17 protein-coding genes and 2 pseudogenes are annotated in these 22,405 nt (G+C 35.4%); 4 read left to right on the top strand and 15 right to left on the bottom strand.

Translation table 11 applies throughout. The annotated features are described in order from the left end of the window. Positions 1-68 precede the first annotated feature (68 nt). Positions 69-569, top strand: coding sequence for a DUF1287 domain-containing protein (locus M997_RS13645; RefSeq protein ID WP_239994690.1), 501 nt, complete (start codon positions 69-71; stop codon positions 567-569). Between the two features lie 523 nt (positions 570-1,092). On the opposite strand, the gene M997_RS13640 is transcribed toward M997_RS13645, so the two are convergent. Continuing rightward, positions 1,093-1,476, bottom strand: coding sequence for a YkgJ family cysteine cluster protein (locus M997_RS13640; RefSeq protein WP_064720660.1), 384 nt, complete (start codon positions 1,474-1,476; stop codon positions 1,093-1,095). Between the two features lie 409 nt (positions 1,477-1,885). Continuing rightward, positions 1,886-2,230 carry a DMT family protein gene (locus M997_RS13635; protein ID WP_064720659.1) on the bottom strand — a complete coding sequence of 115 codons (345 nt, stop codon included), beginning with the start codon at positions 2,228-2,230 and terminating at the stop codon, positions 1,886-1,888. A gap of 426 nt (positions 2,231-2,656) precedes the next feature. Here M997_RS13635 and umoC point away from each other — a divergent pair, with 426 nt between their 5' ends. Beyond that, a complete protein-coding gene (umoC, locus tag M997_RS13630; RefSeq protein ID WP_064720657.1) occupies positions 2,657-3,070 on the top strand; it encodes a lysozyme inhibitor LprI family protein in 414 nt (137 codons plus the stop codon). 160 nt (positions 3,071-3,230) lie between these two features. On the opposite strand, the gene M997_RS13625 is transcribed toward umoC, so the two are convergent. The 4 genes from M997_RS13625 to M997_RS13610 all read right to left on the bottom strand — a co-directional run bounded on the left by M997_RS13625 (position 3,231) and on the right by M997_RS13610 (position 7,734). After that, positions 3,231-3,935: a LutC/YkgG family protein gene (locus M997_RS13625; protein WP_064720655.1), complete on the bottom strand. Its 705-nt coding sequence runs from the start codon at positions 3,933-3,935 to the stop codon at positions 3,231-3,233. 1 nt (position 3,936) lies between these two features. Then, positions 3,937-5,358, bottom strand: a complete 1,422-nt coding sequence (locus tag M997_RS13620) for a LutB/LldF family L-lactate oxidation iron-sulfur protein (protein WP_064720653.1) — start codon at positions 5,356-5,358, stop codon at positions 3,937-3,939. 11 nt (positions 5,359-5,369) lie between these two features. After that, positions 5,370-6,089 (bottom strand): (Fe-S)-binding protein, encoded by a 720-nt coding sequence (locus M997_RS13615; RefSeq protein ID WP_064720651.1) that lies wholly within the window; start codon positions 6,087-6,089, stop codon positions 5,370-5,372. Positions 6,090-6,207: 118 nt separating this feature from the next. After that, on the bottom strand, positions 6,208-7,734 hold the full coding sequence (locus tag M997_RS13610) for an L-lactate permease (RefSeq protein ID WP_064720650.1): 1,527 nt from the start codon (positions 7,732-7,734) through the stop codon (positions 6,208-6,210). A gap of 2,365 nt (positions 7,735-10,099) precedes the next feature. Here M997_RS13610 and M997_RS13605 point away from each other — a divergent pair. After that, entirely contained in the window at positions 10,100-10,690 is a 591-nt protein-coding gene (locus M997_RS13605; RefSeq protein ID WP_064720649.1) for a histidine phosphatase family protein, read from the top strand. A gap of 215 nt (positions 10,691-10,905) precedes the next feature. On the opposite strand, the gene M997_RS13600 is transcribed toward M997_RS13605, so the two are convergent. From M997_RS13600 to M997_RS13575, 6 genes are all read right to left on the bottom strand, one after another. After that, positions 10,906-11,505, bottom strand: coding sequence for a protein-methionine-sulfoxide reductase heme-binding subunit MsrQ (locus M997_RS13600; protein WP_064720648.1), 600 nt, complete (start codon positions 11,503-11,505; stop codon positions 10,906-10,908). After that, positions 11,505-12,515 carry a protein-methionine-sulfoxide reductase catalytic subunit MsrP gene (gene msrP / locus M997_RS13595; RefSeq protein ID WP_064720647.1) on the bottom strand — a complete coding sequence of 337 codons (1,011 nt, stop codon included), beginning with the start codon at positions 12,513-12,515 and terminating at the stop codon, positions 11,505-11,507. The genes M997_RS13600 and msrP overlap by 1 nt, the downstream gene beginning before the upstream one ends. Before the next feature lie 128 nt (positions 12,516-12,643). Then, on the bottom strand, positions 12,644-14,002 hold the full coding sequence (locus M997_RS13590; RefSeq protein ID WP_064720646.1) for a heavy metal sensor histidine kinase: 1,359 nt from the start codon (positions 14,000-14,002) through the stop codon (positions 12,644-12,646). Further along, positions 13,977-14,669, bottom strand: a complete 693-nt coding sequence (gene hprR, locus M997_RS13585; RefSeq protein WP_064720645.1) for a response regulator transcription factor HprR — start codon at positions 14,667-14,669, stop codon at positions 13,977-13,979. The genes M997_RS13590 and hprR overlap by 26 nt, the downstream gene beginning before the upstream one ends. 370 nt (positions 14,670-15,039) lie before the next feature. Continuing rightward, positions 15,040-17,238: an ABC transporter permease gene (locus tag M997_RS13580; protein WP_239994689.1), complete on the bottom strand. Its 2,199-nt coding sequence runs from the start codon at positions 17,236-17,238 to the stop codon at positions 15,040-15,042. 67 nt (positions 17,239-17,305) lie between these two features. Then, positions 17,306-18,301, bottom strand: a complete 996-nt coding sequence (locus M997_RS13575) for an HlyD family secretion protein (protein ID WP_064720643.1) — start codon at positions 18,299-18,301, stop codon at positions 17,306-17,308. Positions 18,302-19,029: 728 nt separating this feature from the next. Between M997_RS13575 and M997_RS13570 the strand changes: the two genes are divergently transcribed. After that, entirely contained in the window at positions 19,030-19,923 is an 894-nt protein-coding gene (locus tag M997_RS13570) for a LysR family transcriptional regulator (RefSeq protein ID WP_064720642.1), read from the top strand. 64 nt (positions 19,924-19,987) lie between these two features. Here M997_RS13570 and M997_RS13565 read toward each other — a convergent pair. The 3 genes and pseudogenes from M997_RS13565 to M997_RS17265 all read right to left on the bottom strand — a co-directional run. Then, positions 19,988-20,977, bottom strand: a pseudogene (locus M997_RS13565) (aldo/keto reductase). Positions 20,978-21,017: 40 nt separating this feature from the next. Further along, positions 21,018-21,869, bottom strand: a complete 852-nt coding sequence (locus M997_RS13560) for an aldo/keto reductase (protein WP_064720641.1) — start codon at positions 21,867-21,869, stop codon at positions 21,018-21,020. A gap of 129 nt (positions 21,870-21,998) precedes the next feature. After that, positions 21,999-22,184, bottom strand: a pseudogene (locus tag M997_RS17265) (alpha/beta hydrolase); the annotation flags it as partial. Positions 22,185-22,405: the final 221 nt, after the last annotated feature.

Genomic DNA, 22,405 nt, shown 5'->3' with positions numbered 1-22,405 from the left:
TTTTATCTGCATTATTTTTTATACCTTTTTCTAATGCTCAAGCGTTAACACCTGAACAAAATAAACAGCTGGTGGAACATGCGAGCAATTTACCAAGTGCTGTTTTTTACGATCCCGCTTATCGTAAGATAGATTACCCTAATGGCGATGTGCCTGAAAATTATGGGGTGTGTAGTGATGTGGTTATTCGTAGTTATCGAGGTGTTGGTATCGATTTACAAAAATTACTACATGAAGATATAAAAGCCCATTTTTCTGCTTACCCTAGTCATCGTATGTGGGGATTAACAAAACCTGATACTAATATTGATCACCGAAGAGTGCCTAATTTAGAGGTGTTTTTTTCACGCAAAGGAAAAGTAAAACCAATAACTAAAAATGCGGCTGATTATCTTCCTGGGGATATTGTTAGTTGGCGTTTAGATAATGGGCGACCTCATATTGGTATTGTGGTGGATAGTAAAAGTCGTGATAACAAACGCTATTTGGTAATGCACAATATCGGTTTTGGGCAAGTGGCTGAGGATGTTTTGTTTTCGTGGAAAATAACAGGACACTATAGTTATTAAAATAGTGATTAAAAACGATAAGTAAAAATAAGCAAGTAAAATATAGATTGAAAGCTTAGTTTAATTTAAAAAATAAAACTGAATTATCAACTTTAGATAATAAATGGATAATTTAGTTATCTGATAAATAGAGAATTAAATAATCGCCCATACACTTTTTTAATAAATTGAGTATGGGCGTTATTGCTGGGGAAGAATATTTTCATCAGAAATATTCATAATTAATCCTCTAAGCCACCTAGTAACATACTAACGACGGCGATAGAACAGATGAAAGATAAAAAAAGGATAAAAAAAGAGCTACTAATCATAATGCCCTCCAAGATAACGACTATTTTTAAATAAAAAACCTCACTAAATACACATTATTACTCGATTACTATCTATACTAGATGTTTTAAACGCAAAGTCAAACTAACATATTATTTTATAATGATATTTTTCGTGGTTTTTCTTGTTTTTATTAAAATAAGTCTAATAGTGTGATCTTGATGGATCAGGAGGGGCTAACCCCTCTGATGTATTATGCTGAATGTGGTAGCTCGGTTCTGGTTAATGGTGGAAGACCATAAGCAGCTCTTGCACGATCACAAGCCTCATTTTGCACGCCATTAACCCAGGACTGATTAAACTCACGGCAAGGTGAAGGGCGCTGTTCATAGATAGTACAACTCACACATTCACCTACTTCCCCAACCAGTTTTGCACAACGAGGTTTCTTTTCATTCGTGCCTTTCATACAAGATAAAAATGGTGTGAGTGGTTCTGTTAATTCATCAGGAACAACACCGCCGCCGCTGACCATTTCTGCCCAATAGAAAGAGACTCTAAAATAGGCGCAACAAGCACCACAATGCATACAGGGATTATCCTGCATATAAATAAAATCGTTAGACTGTTTGCTCATACCAGATACCATTTTATCTGACGTTAAAGTAACAAAGGGGCGCTTTAACAGCGCATTTATTTAAGAGAGGCAATAAAAAGACAGAGAAACAATGCTTCTCTTAAGAGAGTACATTATGCGCTGAGTGAAAATGTTTTTTCAAGAGGAAAGTCTGGTTTGAGGCAACTATATTTATACTAAAGCAGTCTATTATTTTATATAAACTAATTAAGCAAATTATATGACTTAATGATAAACGATGTTGTAATCTTATTTATAGCGTATAAAAAGAGTGGGCTGTACTAAAATTAATCGATTGACTATATGGAAAGTACAAAAAAACCTCATTTTTATCATGAGGTTAATAGATAAAAAAAGTAGCTGGGATAGCAATAAAACGAGTAATTATTTCTTCGTTTATTTAGTTATTTTAAAAAGGACCTTTAAAAATAAATAAAGCGCCGGCACCAATTAAAAGAAAGCCAATAAAATGGTTTAACGTGAAGTTTTCACCTAAGTAAGTAACCGAAAAAATAGCAAAAATAGTTAAAGTAATGACTTCTTGAATCGTTTTTAATTCAGCTGCACTGTAGTAATTATGGCCTATTCTATTAGCGGGTACAGCAAAACAGTATTCAACAAAAGCGATTAGCCAGCTTAAAATAATAACAATAATTAAAGGTTTATTCCCATATTTAAGGTGACCATACCAAGCAAAGGTCATAAAAATATTTGAAATAATCAATAAAATAATAGGAGTCAATTTGTAGAACATGTTGGCAATACCATTGGTAATGATTAAGGCAAAAATACCTAAATGAAGACGGTGAGATTACTGCAAAAAAAGATATTTTTCTATTAGCTTAAGTTAAAATAATCAGACGATTTAAATTGTAATAAGAACTGATAAAAATGCTTTTTTCACTTTTTATCATAAATTAAGTGTTAATCACAAAAAATTCACTTTTATCCTCTTTTTTATCAATAATAATCCCTTGATATCATTCTTAAATGTTATCTTTTGATAAAAAAGAGAATTGATAATAATTTCTTTATATTATTACTGCGCAATATTCTTTTTATTTTGAGATACGATATATCCTATTTTTGTTGTATCGCATTAATAGCAGTGGTAAATATTAATTTATACTTTAGGCTAATAATAGTTTCATTATTTAATATTTTATCATTGGGAGTTAGCATGAAAGTGAGTGCATTTATTATTTCTTGCAGTTTATTCATGGTGAGTTTTCTCTCTTTTTCTTCTATTGCTCAAGTAGCAAGTGATCCTCTAACAAAATGTTATGAATTAACCTCACAAGCACCTAGAACAGAAATTCAGACTTGTTTATTAGATGAATTAAAACTTTCAGAGCGGCAAATGAATTTGATTTATGAAAAAAGTAAAAGTGATCTTGAAGATATCGACTCTGTTGCAGTAAAAAGTGCGATAGAAGCATTGGTGAGTTCACAAGAGCATTTTATAAAATTTAGAAGTGCTGAGTGCCAACGTCAATCATCATTAGTGATGGGGGGAACAGGGGCTGGTGATGTTTTGTTAGCTTGTGAAGTTAAACTTAATCAATGGCGAGCAAAAGTATTGTTAGAAAATTAATCACGCCGCTGATATGTCAATACCTAGCTACAATGATAAGATCGCAATAATAAAAAGACGCCTTTATTTGGCGTCTTTTATATTAATAGGCCAATCCTTTGACCATGACCTTAGTTTGCTTGTTAACGTTATTGTTGTAATTAACTGATTTTATATGTTATTAACAATCTTCAATAATAAGATAAGCGGCATGAACAGGGCCATGAACGCCCCATACTTTTATCAGTTCAATATCAGCAGTTGAACTTGCACCACCAATTAAGTTAATACATGAAGGCATTCTAATACCATCTTGCGCCATTTTATGCAGACGTTCTGCAATTTGTGCAACACGAGGTAAAATATCGCTTTTACGCAGGATCACAATTGATGTTTCTGGCAATAAACTGACTGAACGTCCTTTTTCAGGAGATGAAAATAATACGATCCCCCCTGATTCTGTTAATCCAGCTTCAGCAAAAACAATACCAATTTGCGATCTTTCAGCATGAGTAATGTTGTCATAACCTAATTGTGGATCCCAAACATAGGTTTCATATTTTTCACTCATGGCCTGAGTGACACCAAGATCATGTAAACGTTGATCACCACTCATCACCACTGAACCCTGACAATCATAACTTTCACATAATTCAATGAGGCTATTAATGAGATCATTGGGTTTAGTAACGACACATTTCACCATTTGTGTTTGTGCGAACTCGGTAAATGCGTTGCATAGCTCATCTTGTGATAGATTTGCCAACCGCGTTTTTGCTAAATCATTAACAGGCGTTGGCTGAGGCTGTGGTGTATGTGCAACAGGACGACCTAATTGTTGAGCAATAGTTTGCAGAAATTCATTACGATTTTGTTCATTTAACATGTTATTTTTTTCCTTCTGCTTTATGGCGTTTAAACCAACTACGGAAACTATAGCCATCAGGTTCTGGAAGATCTCTTGACGCCATCCAATCGTTTAATACGCTGATCTTAATTGGCGTAGTGCCTTTTTTGATCATTAAGCCTGCCATTTTTGCACCGACATTCATGCCCACTTTCCATAATGTAGGATGTGCATTTAGGTAGTTAAACATACCGGTTACGCGACGCTCAGCTTTTGGTGTTAAACCGCCTTCTGCCATAACTCGGCGATGTTTTAAAATTAACTGCGCTAAAGGAATTTTAACGGGACAAACGACATTACAGGCATTGCACAGTGAGCAGGCATAAGGGAGATCATGAAAATCTTCATATCCGCCTAATAAAGGAGAGATAACGGCACCAATTGGGCCTGGATAAATAGAGCCATAAGCGTGACCACCAATATTACGGTAAGCAGGGCAGGTATTTAAACAAGCACCACAGCGGATGCAACGTAAAATATCTCTAAACTGCGAACCTAAAATTTTAGAACGGCCATTATCTACAATAACTAGATGGAACTCTTCTGGGCCATCAACGTTACCCGCTTCTCGGGGGCCTGTTACCCATGTGTTATAACTGGTGAGTCGTGAGCCCACCGCACTACGGCATAGCATAGTAATAAGCGGATCCACTTCTTCAAATGTTGGCGCAATACGCTCCATTCCCATTACGGCAATATGGGTTTTTGGTAATGTCGTTGTCATACGCGCATTACCTTCATTGGTGACTAAACAAACAGAACCTGTTTCAGCAACAGCAAAGTTACAGCCTGTTACACCAATATCGGCAGAGAGGAAATCTTGGCGAATACGTTGACGAATAAACAGTGTAATATCTTCAGGATTTTCGCTGCCTTCATAACCCAGCTTTTCATTCAATACTTTACGAATTTGGTAACGATCTTTATGAATTGCAGGCACGACGATATGTGATGGTGGATCGTTATCCACTTGAAGAATATATTCACCAAGATCGGTTTCGATAATTTCAATGCCTTCATTTTGTAAGGCTTTGTTCATGCCTATCTCTTCAGTCACCATCGACTTAGATTTGACTATCTTTTTGGCATTTTTCTTTTTGGCTACTTCGCAAATATAACGAGAAGCATCTTCAGCGGTTTTGGCAAAATAGACATGGCCACCGTTTTCGGTTACTTTTTCTGATAATTGATAGAGATAAGCATCAAGATTTTCAAGCACATGATTACGAATTTGTTCAGCACGATCTCGCCATTCTTCCCAATTGCCCAACTCCTTAACCATAATTTCACGGTTAGCTCCGATACGTTCTTGCGCCATGACAACAGCATTACGCATGATAGTATCTTTCATCTCATGTTCTAGGCGGGGTCTGAAATCTATATCACTGGTTTTAATCGACATAGTGGGCTTCCTTATTGGCTCATTAATACTTGTGCAATATGCAGCACTTTTACAGGGCGTTTTTCACGGTTTAAACGCCCCTGTATGTTAATTAAGCAGCTGGTATCAGCACCAATAACATAGTCAGGACTCACTTCCATGATATGTTTAACTTTCTCAGTTACCATCTCACCTGAGATTTCAGACATCTTAACGGAGAATGTACCGCCAAAGCCGCAGCAGGTTTCGGAGTTGGCAAAAGGCAGCATTTCAAGCCCTTCAACATGTTTTAGTAGAGTTAATGGCTCACTTACAACGCCCAATTTTCGCGTTAAACTGCACGATGGATGATAAACGGCTTTTCCTGGAAGGCGTGCACCTACATCAACAATGCCTAATTTGTTGACAATAAAGCTGGTTAAGTCGATTAATCGGTCTGCGACACCTTGTGCGCGTAATGCCCATTGTGGCTCATCAGCAAGATAAGTCGGATAACCTTTAATGGCATAAGTACAAGATCCCGCGGGTGAAATTATCGGGTAATCATTGACTTCCAATGTTTCAATTAAGGATTTCATTGCCGGTTTTGCACTATTTACATAGCCACTATTTAAAGCAGGCTGACCACAGCAACCTTGGCGTTCTTGAAATAGTACTTCGCAACCTAGCTTTTCGAGTAGCAATACGGTATCTCTTGCTGAATCCGCCTTCAGCACATCCCCAAGGCAGGTCGCATAAAAATTAACTTTCATTAATTGAACTCCATAACATCGCTCAGATGTTGTCATTTTTACTTAAAATAAAATTCTTTTTACTGTGTTATTTATTAATGAGAAGTGAGTAAATTAAGAACTCACTTCTCTTTATCAGTTAATTCATTAGGTGATAAATAATGCCAATTTTTGCCCCAAGAATAACAATGTAAGCGATACAATATTTTAGGGTTTCACGCATAATGGCACTACTTTGGCCATCCATTTTGGTCGCAGAAACCGCTATCGCAATACTTTGAGGAGAGATCATCTTACCGCCGGTTGCACCCGAGGTATTTGCAGCGGCAAGAATGAATGGGTCGATATTGAGTTTGGCCGCCGCACTGGTTTGTAACTTACCAAACAGCACGTTAGAGTTGGTGTCACTACCGGTTACAAAGGTTCCCAATGCACCAATCACTGGCGCAATAAAGATAAAACCAGAGCCGGTTAAATCGACCAGTGTTTCAGCAATACTGCCTATCATGCCACTGAAATCCATAACAGTTGCCATCGCAACTATCGCCATAATGGCAATAATGGAATTTTTTAGTTGGATAGTGGTTTGAACTAATACTGAAATCAACGTTGAAACGCTGGCTCCTTGAATTGTTCCTCCCACAAAGCTCGCTAGAATAATCAACACACCCGGTGTGCTTAACCAAGCAATAGTTTGATATTCAGTTTGTGAATCACTTAATACAAATGGAATTTTTGTAGAGATAGCACCAGCTGCACTTTGTAGTGTTGGGAACAGTGGTGAACAAGCAAGAATAAAAATAAAAGTGAATAAATAGATAGAACTTGCTGTCAGCAGTTCTTTTGCGCTGTACTTTTTAGTATTTTTATTTTTGTTATTTTTACCTTTCATGCATTTAGCCAGGCAAACAACAACAACAAGGCTTACTAAACTACCAGCAAAAGCAGGCAACTCTGCACCTAAATTGGCGGCGACGATATATTGTGGAATAAGAGTACTAATACCACACATCAGCGTGATAAATACCACACCTTTAATTGCTTTAATTCCACCACCGGCTATCGCAACAATGACGAACGGCAGCAAGATATTAAATAATCCCAGCTGAATAATAATCGTTTTACTTAAAATCAGGACATCAAGCCCGGTATTTTGCGCAAGAATAGAAACAGGGATCCCTACCGCACCAAATGCTGTAGGTACGGTGTTGGCAACTAAAGAAGCAACAGCCGCTTTAAATGGATCAAATCCTAATGCAATTAAAATGCCGATAGGAATAGCAACCGCAGTACCATACCCTGCAACTGCTTCTAGAAAACCACCAAAACACCATGAAATAAGCAGCACTTGCACACGCTTATCATCACTGATGCCTGCTAGCACATTTTTTAAAACTTCCATGCCACCGGTTTTTAACATTAAGTTATAACTGTAAATAGCGGCAAGAATAACGATGATTATCGGCCACAATCCTTTCACTGCACCATAAAGCACAGACATTGAGGCAAATTGGAGGGTGTTGTTCCAATGGAAAATAGCAAGAACGACAGAGATAGCTAAAGAGACAAGTACTGCATGGTGAACTGCAGATTTCATCTTTAATATCATAAAAATCAGAACAGCCAAAGGAACTATTCCCAATAAAAATGATAGATAGTCTGACATGTTATTTTTATCCTTAAGTTTGCAATTTTTATCGTTTATTACTGCGTCGGCAAAACTATAAGTTGGTCATTTATTTATTGTGTAGGGTACTCGGTTTTATTAATGCTCTACTTTGCTGAAACGATAAACTATAAGTAAAAAAAGATAGTTACCTAACTAAACAATGCTCGTAATAATTACACAGGAGATTGTTAGGTTTGATAAGTTGGCTATTGTAGGGAATATTTGAAGAGATGTAATAGAATAAAGCCAATTGTGTGACAAATATAAAAAAAATCCTTTTTTGTTATGATTTGGTTATTAATTGGCTGGTTTTTTGACTTTCATCAATGTAATTGAGTTATTAATGTTGTTGCAAATATTGATTTAGATGAAAAAAAGTACAGCATTATTCTTTTCATCGCGATAACTTTATGGACACACTAAGTAAAAAAAAGCTTTTTCTGTTTTGAAAATTCTTTTTTCATATATCTATTTGATAAGTTTTTTTAATGTGTTTTTGTGGGTTTATATTGGTCGTAAAGCAGCTTTTTAGCGTTGTTTTTTAATAATATATTTAAGTTATAAACTTGATTTTAAGTTAATTTATAAAATTATAAAAAATTAACTATTAAAATGTTAAAGCCATTTTTTTTATTAAAATCTCTCTGTTTTATCAGTGTTTTTTAAATTATAGATTTTTTATTTTTATATTTGACTGTTGTTTTTAATATCATATTTTAATGTATTTATAATTATTACTACTGTTTTACCTTTAAAAATATTATTTTTTTGTTTGTTAATTATGATAATTTCTGTGAAGGTTTTTAATAAGCTTTACTTTGAATTAGGCCTATAGATATTATATTTTCATTATTAATGTTTTAAATTTATTTAATTCTGTTTTAAATGATAATATAAAGTGAATTATACAATTTTACTAAATTTATATTTATTGTTTAAATAATTAAAACGTTCTTTTAGCATCAGTGATGGAGGTCGCTATCGCGCTTAGGTGGCTAAAATGCTAGCGTTGAGAGATGCTTTATTTGTATTACAAATCAGCATTATAAGTAGGTTGTTTATGTAAATTTTGAAATGAAAAATTATCATATTGATCGTGTTTTTTTTTAATTACTATTCTTTTGTATTGTTTTTTTACTAAAAAACGAAGTTTTAGCTATTTTTATTTATACTTTTTTATTAGTAATTTTTTTCTATTTATTTATTTTAAATTCCTATGAATGATATTTCAATTGTTTAATAAATTCACTTTTCATATATGATGCTTATTTGTAGAAAAGCGATATCGATTTATCTATCTTGTATCAGTATTATTGCTTTTTTGATTTTTAATCTGGTCTTATGGTTATTTATTTAAGTTTAGAACATAAGTAAGGAAAAAATCCATTAGTTACGTACCGATATTATTTTCTTCTATAAGATGCTTTTTGCATGATGGTTTTATTTTCACAGTGAGTTTTTCTTACATTCTCGCTGGTTGATGGTAAATCATCAAAAATATGTTGTTTGCTCTAATAATAATTCACTGTGGCAATGTAACTAAAGGGTAAAAAAATGCGTCATATTGCTGTGTTTTATACTCTAATTTATATTATTAGTTGATAAAAAATATCGGCGCTTATGTTAGCGATGTTTTAGGATTTAACATTTGAGATGGTAGTCTCTTTTTTGAAAAAAAAGAGTAACATAATCACTGAAGTAGTATTGAAGCTATAGCAATTTAAATCATGTTAGAAGGTTCAAATCGGGGTACGGCCTTTGTCTTTTGTATATTAATTAAACACACAATGGCGTGTAAAAAAAAGAAAAATGATTTTTACCTCAAAGTTCCTTTAGATATATTTTTTATCTTTTTCGATAAGGGTGAAAACTTTATCAGTTAATTAGATAATTTATAGTAAATATATATGTAAAAATGGTAGTTGTTTTTTTGTACAAGAGCTGCTTCGATACTTTTTGACTCTTTCATTTAAAAAATGACGGCACATTAGAGAGCCAAAAAATGTACTCCTGGTATGAACTGAGGTGTCATCGCCGATATCCATAACAAAAATATGCAAATTGAAGTGTTACTGGGTCATGATAAAAGGACAATTTGATGATTGGTCTAATGCTTTTTAGCAATTGATTATACTCATCTAGCAACAGCATCTGTAATTAATGGGGATTCCACTAGCATGAGGATGACAACAACTTATTTGTAGCTAATTAGTTTTAATAATTTTGGCATAATATAAAGGTAACATTTAGATAGATACTGTCTTTTCTATTTTTAACTTTTGTAAAAGTAAGCATGCTGTATATTGTGTATAAGAAAATAATAAGATAAAACGACTGTTAATTCGTATAAAGGCAAAAATAGATGCGTAAAATAGTTATTTTTTTTAGCTTACTGATTTTAGGATTTAGTCATATGGCATATTCAGAACAAACACTTGTTTTTGTAAGACATGGTGAGAAACCGGATAATGACAGCGGGCAATTAACCTGCAAAGGTTTAAACCGTGCTTTATCTCTGCCAGATGTACTTATTAATCAATTTGGTAAACCTAATGCACTGTTTGCCGCTGCACCTAAGCAGAGTAAGTTAGGTAATTCATTACGTTCTTTGCAAACAATAACGCCAACGGCAATTCGAGTCTCACTACCTATTCACCTTAATTTTCATGCAAAAGAAATAAAAGGGTTGAAAGAAGAATTATTGAGTAACCAATATGAAAATACAGTTATTTTTATTGCATGGGAACATGATAATTTAGTTAAAGTGACTAAAGAGATAATGAAGCAAGAAGGTGGAGACCCTGATTTAATTCCGAAGTGGAAAAGTAGTGACTTTGATAGTATTTATATTTTAAAAATAATCCGAAATGAAGAAGGGGGTAAAAGCGTTTTATTTGAACAGAGACAACAAGGGTTAAATGGAGTTTCAGAGAATTGTGTTTACACTTTATAATCACTTTATCGTGATAAATGCATTTTATTGGTTTTTAATGATTAATAATTCTACTTTTATTTTTGATACCTTACTTTAATTTGTGATTTTATGTTTATATAGATGGTGTGATGTTTTTTAATCATTTTTATATAATAAAAAATATTTTTACTCACTGAGATTAAATAAGTTATTACCTGAGATGTTATTTATTCCATACACTAAAACTCGTTATTTTATTTCTTGTTTTTTTGTTGCAAAAAACGATAAAAATAGGTGATCCCAATCATTAATAAGTAAATAATAGGTTCTGGTGTTAGTGTTTTCAACGATAAAAGGTAATGAATACAAACTAATAGCAAAAGTGGATAAAACAGACTATGTATTTTTTTCCACCACTTGTTAAATTTTATTTGTAACCATTTGAATGAGCTGATAGCCATCAAGAATAAAATTACCCAACATATGGTGCCTATAATTAGATAAGTTCGGGAAAAAACCTCATTAAAAAAGAGAGCCATATTTTCCCAACCGATTTCCAGTAATAAATAGCTCGTTAAATGTAAACTCGCCCAAAAAAAACACCATAATCCTAATAGTTTTCTTACCTGAAATAATGCGTTTAATTTTAAGTAATCGGCAGCCATAGGGATTAGCGCTAATAGAATCAATAAACGTAATGCGGTGATCCCTGTGAAATGCTGAATGTCTTTTGCAGGATCTGCGCTGAATTGTTGATTATAGAGAGCATAAATAAGCCAAATAAAAGCCAATAAACCAATAAGATGGAATATGGTTTTTAATAACTTAACGTCTATTCCATGTTGTGGTTGCATTAAAAATTTCTCCGTAGATCTAACCCTTTATATAAATGCGCTACTTGCTCGCTATAACCATTGAACAATAATGTTGGTTGTCTGGTGACTTGACCTAAACCACCGGCACCAATAAATCGTTCTGTTGCTTGCGACCAACGAGGATGGCTAACATCCGGATTAACATTGGCATAAAAACCATATTCATTTGGTGCTGAAAGATTCCATGTTGTTGGTGGTATTGATTCTGTTAGACGAATTCTGACAATGGATTTAATCCCTTTAAAGCCATATTTCCAAGGAACAACCAGGCGAATTGGTGCACCATTCTGATTTGGTAGTGATTTTCCATATACCCCTGTTGCTAATAAGGTGAGGGGATTGATTGCTTCATCTAATCTCAATCCTTCAACATAAGGGTATTGTAAACCACCACCAATAAAGCGACTATTTTGTCCTCGCATTTCCTGTGGTGCGTAACGTGTTTCAAAGGCAACATATTTTGCTCGGCTAGTGGGCTCAGCCAAAGAAAGTAAACTTGCTAATGGAAATCCTACCCAAGGGATCACCATAGACCACGCTTCAACGCAGCGCATACGGTAGATACGTTCTTCTAATTGAAATTTATGATTAATATCATCTAAATTTAAGGTGAGTGGTCGGTTTACTTCACCATCAATGGTTAATGTCCACTCATCTGTATTCATTGTATGTGCATATTCGGCAGGATCAGATTTATTAAGACCAAACTCATAAAAGTTGTTATATCCCGTTACTTTATCTTCAGGAGTTAATGGTAATGAAGATTTGTATTCATTCGGTTGAATAAATTGTAAGTCTTTATAAGGTGACTTGAGCGTTGTAGGCTTGTTATCTTCAGAAAACCATGAAAATAAATCCGCTTTTACAACCGATGAGACGGCTATCCCTGCTGCTCCAACGCCTAATAATTTTAGTAAATTTCGTCGTTTCATCATAAAGATAGATTCAGGTGTAATCTCTGATAGGTTACTTTTTCTATTTTTTTTCATTATGTTACCTCTGCATAATTAAAAAACGTATAGATCCTTAAAAAGTCTATTCGATTAATAAGCTCATTATGCTGAGATATTTTAAAAAAAAGCTGACATTATGATGACAATTTTGTCATGTGACGTATTTAGCATGGGAAAGTTAAATAAAATAGATTGTGTCCGTCTATATACTGATAACTCACTTTACCTCCATGCAATGTCATAATTGCTTGTACTATCGACAGACCTAAACCATTTCCGTCCGTTGTTCTTGCATTATCACCACGCCAAAAACGCGTAAATATCTGTTCATGTGGATTCAACTCTTCTCCAACATTACTTATGCAAATAACGAGTTGATTATGTTCTTTTTTACATTGAGTAGTTATTTGTGTATTAACAGGTGAATACTTAATCGCATTTGAAATTAAATTCATTAATATGCGAGTAAGTAGCAGATGATCTGCGTTGATGACTAATGTTGTTGGTTCTTTTAATAGCTCAATATTTTTTTCTTCGGCATAAAATGAAAATAGATTATAAACTTTATCGATCAGGTCTGATAAAGCCAGATTTTCTTTATTTAATATAATGTTTTTATTTTCAGCTCGGGCTATAAATAAAACATTTTCGATAATTTTTGCCAGTTTATCTAATTCTTCAATATTACTAATAATAATTGATTGATATTCCTCAGTGGAGCGAGAGTGTTGTAACATAATTTCATTTTGAACTTTTATTGCATTAATGGGCGTTCTAAGTTCATGGGCTAAGTCATCTGCTAGTTGAGTTAGTTTTATAAAATCATTTTTTAGCCTTTCCCTCATTATATTTAATGATTCCCCCAAGCTTTTAAGCTCATTAGGTAGTCGTGAAATATTTATTTTTTGGTTAAGAGTATATATATCTGTTTTAGCCGTAATTTGGCTAAGAAAACGGATATCACTCAGTCCATGTTTAATTAACCAGAAGCTTAGTATTCCCATAAATAAAATAGACGCTAATGAGATGACGATGATTTTACTTAAGTATTCACTTAGCATACTGATCCGAACAAAGGAAGCTTTAGCTATCACCACATTTAATGCGCCTATTGGTGACTCTATTGTAAAGCTAATGGCAGAAACAGGTACACCTGATGTTGTTTCCCAATAGGTAACTGCGTTTAAATCTATATTTTGCACATCAACAGTTTTCAGGTGATTTGAAAATAGGATATCTGAGTTAGTATCAACCAAAATTTTATTGTGGGCATCGGTAATATAAATAATATCTTGCTGCATATCCATCATACGCTGGAAATAGATTGGTAAAGTTTGGATATCAATTCCGCTATTAATTAATTTAGCTAATTGATCTGCTCGGTTTACCAGTAAGGTATTATCACGGGATATTAATTCATTTTTGAGTGATTGATAAAGCGTTAAAGCCATAAACCCTGCATTTACAACCATCAGTATGATAAATAAAGAAATAATCTTAAATCTCAATGATTTTTTTTTCATTATTGATCCCATTTAGTCTATAACCCATGCCTCTAACCGTTTCGATTAATTTAATATCAAAACCATCATCAATTTTTTTTCGTAAACGGCGAATAGCAACATCTACAATATTTGTGTCACTGTCAAAATTAATTCCCCAAATCTCACTTGCAATCAATGTTCTTGGTAATATTTCATTAATGTGTAAAGCAAAAAATAGTAATAAAGAATATTCTTGGCGTGTCATTGGGATTTGTATACCATTGCGCTCAACGTCATGGCGAGACAAATTAATTTTTAGATCCGCAATCTCAATAATGGGTGAAATATTTTTTTGTACTCGTAATTGATTTTTAACTCTGGCCAATAATTCTGAAAATGAAAATGGTTTTACTAAATAATCATTTGCTCCTAATTCTAATCCTTTTACTCGATCACCTACGGCATCTCTTGCTGTTAAACAAATCACAGGAACAGATTTTGATGTGCGTAATATTTTTAAAATATTCCAACCATCCATACCAGGCAGCATAATATCGAGAATAACCAAGTCATAATCATTTTCTAACGCCAAATAAAGGCCATCTCGACCATCACTTATGGTATCAATAGTATATCCCGCTTCCTCTAGTCCTTTTTTAACCCAACTCGCTGTTTTTTGATGATCTTCAATTAAGAGTATTTTCATTGTTATTACCTTAAACTCTTTAAATAACTATTTAATATTAATTTTTACGTTAACTTTATTATTTATAAAATAAATAAGGTGGATATGATATAGGATGCTCGACTAAAGAATACGGAAAAACACTGGGCAACTATCACCGGGGTTTGGTGTAAGAAAAATACATTTTTAGTTATGTCCTTCGTAATGATTTGTCGCTTTTAATCATCGGTTAACCTGAATGAATTAGTTAATAACATAATTGTTTACTGATATAAATAATAGCGCAGCTTTATTGATTATATTAGCCTCTAATATAATCAATAAGTGGAGTAAATTAGTGTGTTTTTTGGTTAAAGAATATAGCTAGCTAAATCATCAGCGCTGAGTAATATCAGGCGACTTTGGGTGTCCGCCAAACCAGCCGATACATTGCCAGTAAAAATAATATAGTTGCTAACAACGTTATTTTTATGATCACCGGTATTAACTCTTGGATATTCGCATCCTGAGAGTTTAGCATGGTAAATCCACTCACCATTGTACTCGAAGGGAAGATTTCCATCGTTGTCACAACCCAGCCAGGCATATTAAACGTAGGGAACGAGGCGCCTGAGGCATAAAAAATAACCATCGAAGTAGCAGATAGAATTTGCATAGGGCGATTAATATTATCCATAAAACTACCAAGTAACATACCCATTGAACTTACAGCAGCAGAAAACAGAATAATCAGATAGAGCTGCAAAAATATATTACCTTCGTTGGGATATCCTTGTAAGTAATAAACCCAACCAAACACAAATATTGCCCCGAAAAAGCCAACGATAAACAAGCCAAAAAATGTTCCAATAAACTGTGATACATTTATTTTGCTTAAACCCATGCTGTTGCGTAGTGCAATGAGCATAGAACTAGCAAAAATAAGTGTTTGTTGAAGTATGATAATAAACACCAGTGGCATAATAAAAGATTCGTATCCTAACGTAGGGTTATATAGCGGAAGCGAGATAATATTATTAGTGGCTTGTGGTGCTAATCTATTGACATCTGTCGTAGAGCTTATTGCATTAGTTACGGCCAACCTCAGATCTGCTGCCACAGCCATATAGCCACCGGATAGGTGTATATCAACCCCTGCATCTCCACCTCGGATAAGATTATTTTTAAAATCATTATCGATAGTTATCACGGCAGAAACTTTTCTATTGCGCAATAAATTTAATGCATTAGACAAAGAGCTATCAACATGAGTGACATCAATTTCACGGGTGGTTTGTAGATTATCGATTAAGTTACGTGATAAGGATGATTGATCAAAATCGACAACTGCGACAGGGAGTTTGAGGTTAACCTGCGCTTTATAAGCACTAGGGTAGAAGATACTGTAGAGAATTAATGACATAACAGCCGTTGAAAATATAGGCTGAGATCTTTTTATTGATGTCAGAGTTCTGATAAAGCTTTGTGTAATACCATTAAAATTTATATTTTCTTGGAACGCAGCGGGTAACTGTTTATCTTTGTGTTTACCCAACAGGATAAAAGAAACAGCTAGAGGTATGATGATATAAAGTGACAAAATACCAAATTGGTGAAGGCTTGTTGTAATATCGCTACCAAGATTAACTTGCTCAAGCTGTATGCGATAATAGTGAGTAAATGGCTGAAAGTTACTCCAAAACTGAGCCCAGCCATTGGCATTCAAAATAGATAGTGTGCCATCAGAGTAGGTTAATGCAGCACTAGTATATACCGTTGAAATACTTAATGCGGTGAGTACGCCTCGTGTTATTGAGATAAACATAATGGCAATAGATGCAGTAAGAAGACACAGCATAAATATCGCCAGCATTAAAATCCATGAATTACCTAAAATTGGCCAGCCTCGTCCCACTGTTTGCCAGACGTTATATATTAAGTTCCAGAGAAAAATAATGGCTATATAGGGTAGGATGCGAGCAATAATCTGAATTGATAGGCAGGCTCTGCTTTTATTTACCCAACTGGCGTAGAGTTTATCATTTTCAAAAAAACGTCCGATAGCACAAATTACAGCACTACTCAGAACTATACTTAGCAACACGGGTATTGCAATTGGCGTTAAGAATCTTTCGTAGCTATTTTGTGGATTGCTGATATTAACCACTTGTATGTTTAGCGATAGGTCACTCGCACCTTTATGCTCAACGCCTAATAGTTTCCTGTCTTTAAGTGAGCTAAAGGCATCACTTGCTGCTGATTGTAATCCGTTAGAGGCGGCATTACCCGTTGACCGGAATTGCCCGTTATAGCGAATGACTACCGCATTATCATCTTGGCGGAGAATTGAACCCGATGCACCGCTTGGTATCTCGATAAATGCATAGATTTTCATGCTTTTCATCAAGCGTTGAGCTTGTGTAACATTTATCGGTGTTTCGATTAGCTCAATACTTTTTGATGCTTCAATATTCCTGATTATTTCTCGGCTTAATGAGGAATGATCATGATCTACCAGTGCGACGGGTATCTTTTCAGGCACACCATTACTGAACATTGCGCTGACAAAAATTAACAAAAATATCGGCACAATAAACAGTAAAATTTTCATATAGCGATCATGATAGATGAAGTTAATTTCATCTATCAATGAAGCTGAAAATTTCGAAAAGGTATTTTTAATCATTACCAATAGGCCAATCAAAAATAACAGACATACCCGGACGCATTCCTTCGATTTTATCTATAGGATGTAACCGTACTTCAAATGTTCTGACGTCATAACCGCTTGACTGACGAGTTGCTCGCCAGGTGGCAAAATTACCTTTGGGATTAATAAAAAACACTTCAAATTTCGCCGTTTGATCTTTCAGTGCAGGAATAGTTCCTTCAATCACATCACCTATTTTTAATGCGTTGAAACGATCTTCACGTAAATTAACGGTTACCCATAGATTGTTTAAATCAATCATACTGAATATTGGCTTACCCGCAGAAACCAGCTCACCTTGATTGGCAAAACGCTTGGCAATTTCTCCCTCGTTATTTGAGAGAACACTGAGTTCGCTGACTAGTGAATTCGCTGATTCAAACGCGGCTTTAGCTGCATTTACGTTAGCATCTGCAATGCGAATGTCTTCTGCTCGGTTACCTCGGTTAGCTTGCATATATTGCTCATAGGCAGCATTTGTTTTCTGCTTAGCAACATTATATTTGGCAATGGCATCATCGCGCTCTTGGGTCGAGACGGCTTTGCTCTTTTCATAAAGTTTTACCACTCGATCAGTGGTTATTTTGAGGTTTTTTTCATCCGCTTGAGCACTGATCCAGTTGGCTTTTAATGATTCAATGTACTCTGAGCGTTCCCCATTATATGCTTTATCCTGATTAGCTATAGCCGCAGCTAGCGCTTCTTTTGTCTGTAGCGCATTTTCAGTGGTTTGTCTGTCATATAAGCTGACTAAGGATTGTCCTTTATGAATGCTATCTCCTTCTTTGACATGCAGACTATCAACTCTTGCTGTGACTTTACTTGTGATATTGATTTCATCTGTATCAACAATGCCTTCTAATATCTCATGTTCAGAAGAGTGAGATAAAATAAATCCAGCAGATAACACCATTATTATAACGATAAGTATGGTTATCTTTATTTTTTTATTCTTTATCGTCATGCCCTTTATATCCTTAGATTCTCGCTATTTTTGTGGTTTGGCGTTATTTCAACAATATGTTGAGTTTAGTTCAAAGTTATCTTCGTTTTTCAATGAAAATGCTGATATTTTTACCATGAGTTTTTCCATTATACGTTTCTTCGTCTCCTTGAACATCTTAATATTTCTAATATCTTCATAAAATAGGACTTATTGCAGTATAATTACCTAAAATTTTTAGATAGTTTGATTATTAGTGCCTAATTTAAGGTTTAAGGCAAATTGAACGCTACAATTTATCCTTCACGTTTACTTGCTGTTGATTATCGCATCGATTCTGTTTTAGATACCAAATTTCAATGGCGGTTTTATCCACACTTTGCAGTGAAAGAATTAAAATTAACGCGAAAATACATAGTATAAATAATTATCTAAACTTCAGTTTTTTGCTCTTTCAGGACAAAAGTATAATTAAAACTCTTATATTTAGGAGATTTGATTATGACTATGTCATCGTGAAATAAAAGCCGCATCTGATCACCAGAAAATAAAGGATCTTTGTGTCATTCAGTGATTGCAGGGCGATATAGCAACTCTGTACTTCAGCTATCTATTTATATGAACAAGCTTACTACGCTGCTACGGAGTAGCTATTACCGAAATATATAAAATGTAGAAAAATAACACTCAGGCATTCTGTGGTTTGCTAGAAAGGATACAAAATTTAAAGCTATATTAAGGAATACATTGTGCTAAAAGATAACTTTAATGAGTTACAAATTTTTTTTGCTGTTGCAAAGGAAAGAAGTTTTACCAAAGCGGCAGCTAAACTGGGTGTTTCTCAATCAGCACTGAGTCATGCAGTTAAAACATTGGAAGAGCGTTTAAACACACGACTATTAACACGAACAACACGAAGTGTTGCTGCTACAGAAATGGGCGAAAAGATGATTGCCTGCCTTGAACCTCAACTGACTGATCTTAGTCATAAATTAGAGGCTATCATTCAGCTGAATGGCACAGCATCTGGCAATATCCGTCTTTCAGCGGGCGAGCATGCAGCACGTAGTCTTCTTTGGCCTAAACTCAAACCTTTTCTGCGTACATACCCCGATGTTAATGTCGAACGGGTCGTTGATAATGGATTTGTTGATATTGTCGATGGCGGTTTTGATGCGGGTGTACGTTTGGGGGAAAGTGTTGATAAGGACATGGTCGCTATTAGGATTGGTCCTGATATGCGCTTAGCGATTGTTGGCTCACCAAGTTATTTTGAATCTCAAGGCATACCGCAAACCCCTCATGAGTTACAGCATCATCGCTGCATCAATATGCGTCTTCCTACCGCAGGAGGGTTATATCATTGGGAGTTTGAAAAAGAGGGCAAATCGTTACGAGTAAGAGTAGAGGGACAATTAACCTTTAATTTATTATCTGAGCGAATTGATGCAGCGCTGTCTGGGTTTGGTGTAGCTTGTGTCCCTGAAGATACCATTCAAAGTGCAGTAAAATCAGGAGATCTTATTCAAGTTTTGCGCGATTGGTGTCCGACGTTTTCAGGTTATTACCTTTATTATCCGAGTCGCAAACAGCATCCTCCCGCGTTTGCATTATTGATTGATGAGCTGCGTTATAGTGAGTGAAAATGAGAAATAAAGGTTGGCAGTGTGAGATAAATGAATTGGCGGCCACCAACCTAAGATGTATTTAGCGATTAATCAGTGCTTGTAACGCTGCGGGATAACGTTCCCCGATAATTTTTACTGCTTCTAATGCGTGAGCAATTTTTTGCAAATCATTCTCAGTGAGTATGATATCTACGGCACTTAAATTCTCTTCTAAACGATGTAGTTTCGTTGTACCCGGAATAGGCACAATCCACGGCTTTTGTGCCAATAGCCAAGCCAGCGCGATTTGTGCTGAAGTGACGCCTTTCTGGCTAGCGAGGTCTGCTAACAGAGTGACCAGTTGTGCATTCGCCTCTAAAGCTTCTGGGTTGAAGCGTGGGACTTTGCTACGAAAATCATCGTCGTTGAATGTGGTATTTGCGCTAATTGCACCCGTTAAAAATCCTTTCCCTAATGGGCTAAAGGGCACAAATCCAATGCCTAATTCTTCGAGCACAGGTAATATTTCATCTTCAGGCTCGCGCTACCAAAGAGAATATTCGCTTTGCAGTGCAGTGACAGGCTCAATGGCGTGTGCCCTGCGAATTGTTTGCGCGCTAGCTTCAGAGAGACCGAAATATTTTACCTTACCTTCTGAAATTAAATCTTTTATTGTACCTGCCACATCTTCAATCGGTACATCAGGGTCAACACGGTGTTGATACAGTAGGTCGATAACGTCAGTTTTGAGCCGACGTAATGAACCTTCGACGGCTTTACGAATATGTTCTGGACGGCTATTTAAAAGCTGTTGTTTGTTTTCATTACTGCAGTTAAAACCAAATTTTGTCGCAATAACGACGCTATCTCTAAAAGGTTTTAATGCTTCACCTACCACTTCCTCATTTAAAAATGGTCCATAGACTTCTGCGGTATCAAAAAAAGTCACCCCACGTTCTACTGCTGCACGAAGTAATTCAATGGCTTGGTGTTTATCTGTGGCTGGACCATAACCATGACTTAGCCCCATACAACCCAATCCAAGCGCAGAAACCTCAAGATCTGAATTACCGAGAAAACGTTTTTTCATGATTAATATCCTGATAATTAACTAGAAATTGTTGGTATGACTACACATCTATCTTGCGGTTAGTAAGCCATTCGACCATCGCAGGGTTGCGATGTGAGAAAAATGCACTTGTTGCAGTATCCATTGCCGTGATTTGCAGCATTTCATCATCGGTTAGAGTGAAATCCAGGATGTTTATATTGTCTTCCATTCTGGTTTTACGAACTGATTTAGCCAGTGACACAACCCCACGTTGAAATAACCAGCGTAGAACGACTTGTCCAACACTCTTGGCGTATTTTTCACCGATAGCCGTTAATTTGGGATGCTGAAATAATCCATTTTTACCTTCAGCAAAAGGCGCCCAAGCTTCTGGCTGGATATTTTTACTTTTCATCCACGGCACAGCATGTAGTTGCTGATTAAATGGGTTAACTTCGATTTGGTTGACTGCGGGTATCACTTTATTAAACGCAATAAGATCAGCCAATCTATCAGGATGAAAATTACTGACACCTATCGCTCGGATTTTCCCTGCTTGATAGAGCTCTTCCATTGCACGCCATGCACCGTGGACATCGCCATAAGGCTGGTGGATAAGATAGAGGTCTACATAATCGAGTTGCAGGCGGTTTAATGAGCGCTCAAATTGCGCCTTCGCGCCTTCATAGTTGGTATCTTGTAGCCACAATTTTGTGGTTATAAATAAATCTTTTCGCGCTATTGCGCTGTGCTTGAGTGCGTTTCCGACTTGAGTCTCATTTTGATAAGATGCTGCGGTATCAATTAATCGATAGCCTGTTTCAAGAGCGTCAAGTACAGCGCGTTCACACTCGGCCGCATCTGTCATTTGAAAGACACCAAAGCCTAACAGCGGTATTTCAATCCCATTGTTTAACTTAACCGTTTGCATAATGTGCTCCTTTTATCCTTGTTGGAATAAAGCATAGCGTAGATTTATTGATTAGATTAGAGGCCCTAGTTTTCTAGGGTTTATGAACAGAATTCATAAATAATGGGTTCTGCTCATAATAGAAGTGAATTACTGTGGATTTTTTTGCTCAAGAAACTGGCTAATTAAATGAGCAATTTGAATATTGTTCAGATCTGAAAAAAGAAAATAGGTATTTCCTTTAATGCCAATTTTAGGTAAATGGATAACGACCACATCACCCCCATATCGATTGACCGCATCTCGCCATTCTCTTGCTATGGCAAGATGTACCCGTCAGCTATCTTATATGGGCTTTTGATAGCGCATATAAATTTAATTCATAAATAAAATAATGTGCTTGCTATCTATTTCGTGAAGATCTGAATTTTTGTTAAATATGAAATACATCACCAAGCATTAGTCGATTTGGACTATGTGACTACGGTATATAAATAAAAGAAATTGATACTGAACGATGGAAATTACTTTGCATTGGTGCTCTAAACTTAAAAACT

The sequence above is a fragment of the Proteus hauseri ATCC 700826 genome (assembly GCF_001654965.1).
Classification (GTDB): Bacteria; Pseudomonadota; Gammaproteobacteria; order Enterobacterales; family Enterobacteriaceae; genus Proteus; species Proteus hauseri.
This window is presented reverse-complemented; position numbering and strand designations above follow the sequence as displayed.

Bases quoted from the DNA above. Each gene is read 5' to 3' on its own strand.
- M997_RS13640 (WP_064720660.1), bottom strand. From the start codon at position 1,476: ATGAGCAAACAGTCTAACGATTTTATTTATATGCAGGATAATCCCTGT.
- M997_RS13635 (WP_064720659.1), bottom strand. From the start codon at position 2,230: ATGTTCTACAAATTGACTCCTATTATTTTATTGATTATTTCAAATATT.
- umoC (WP_064720657.1), top strand. From the start codon at position 2,657: ATGAAAGTGAGTGCATTTATTATTTCTTGCAGTTTATTCATGGTGAGT.
- M997_RS13625 (WP_064720655.1), bottom strand. From the start codon at position 3,935: ATGTTAAATGAACAAAATCGTAATGAATTTCTGCAAACTATTGCTCAA.
- M997_RS13620 (WP_064720653.1), bottom strand. From the start codon at position 5,358: ATGTCGATTAAAACCAGTGATATAGATTTCAGACCCCGCCTAGAACAT.
- M997_RS13615 (WP_064720651.1), bottom strand. From the start codon at position 6,089: ATGAAAGTTAATTTTTATGCGACCTGCCTTGGGGATGTGCTGAAGGCG.
- M997_RS13610 (WP_064720650.1), bottom strand. From the start codon at position 7,734: ATGTCAGACTATCTATCATTTTTATTGGGAATAGTTCCTTTGGCTGTT.
- M997_RS13605 (WP_064720649.1), top strand. From the start codon at position 10,100: ATGCGTAAAATAGTTATTTTTTTTAGCTTACTGATTTTAGGATTTAGT.
- M997_RS13600 (WP_064720648.1), bottom strand. From the start codon at position 11,505: ATGCAACCACAACATGGAATAGACGTTAAGTTATTAAAAACCATATTC.
- msrP (WP_064720647.1), bottom strand. From the start codon at position 12,515: ATGAAAAAAAATAGAAAAAGTAACCTATCAGAGATTACACCTGAATCT.
- M997_RS13590 (WP_064720646.1), bottom strand. From the start codon at position 14,002: ATGAAAAAAAAATCATTGAGATTTAAGATTATTTCTTTATTTATCATA.
- hprR (WP_064720645.1), bottom strand. From the start codon at position 14,669: ATGAAAATACTCTTAATTGAAGATCATCAAAAAACAGCGAGTTGGGTT.
- M997_RS13580 (WP_239994689.1), bottom strand. From the start codon at position 17,238: ATGAAAATTTTACTGTTTATTGTGCCGATATTTTTGTTAATTTTTGTC.
- M997_RS13575 (WP_064720643.1), bottom strand. From the start codon at position 18,301: ATGACGATAAAGAATAAAAAAATAAAGATAACCATACTTATCGTTATA.
- M997_RS13560 (WP_064720641.1), bottom strand. From the start codon at position 21,869: ATGCAAACGGTTAAGTTAAACAATGGGATTGAAATACCGCTGTTAGGC.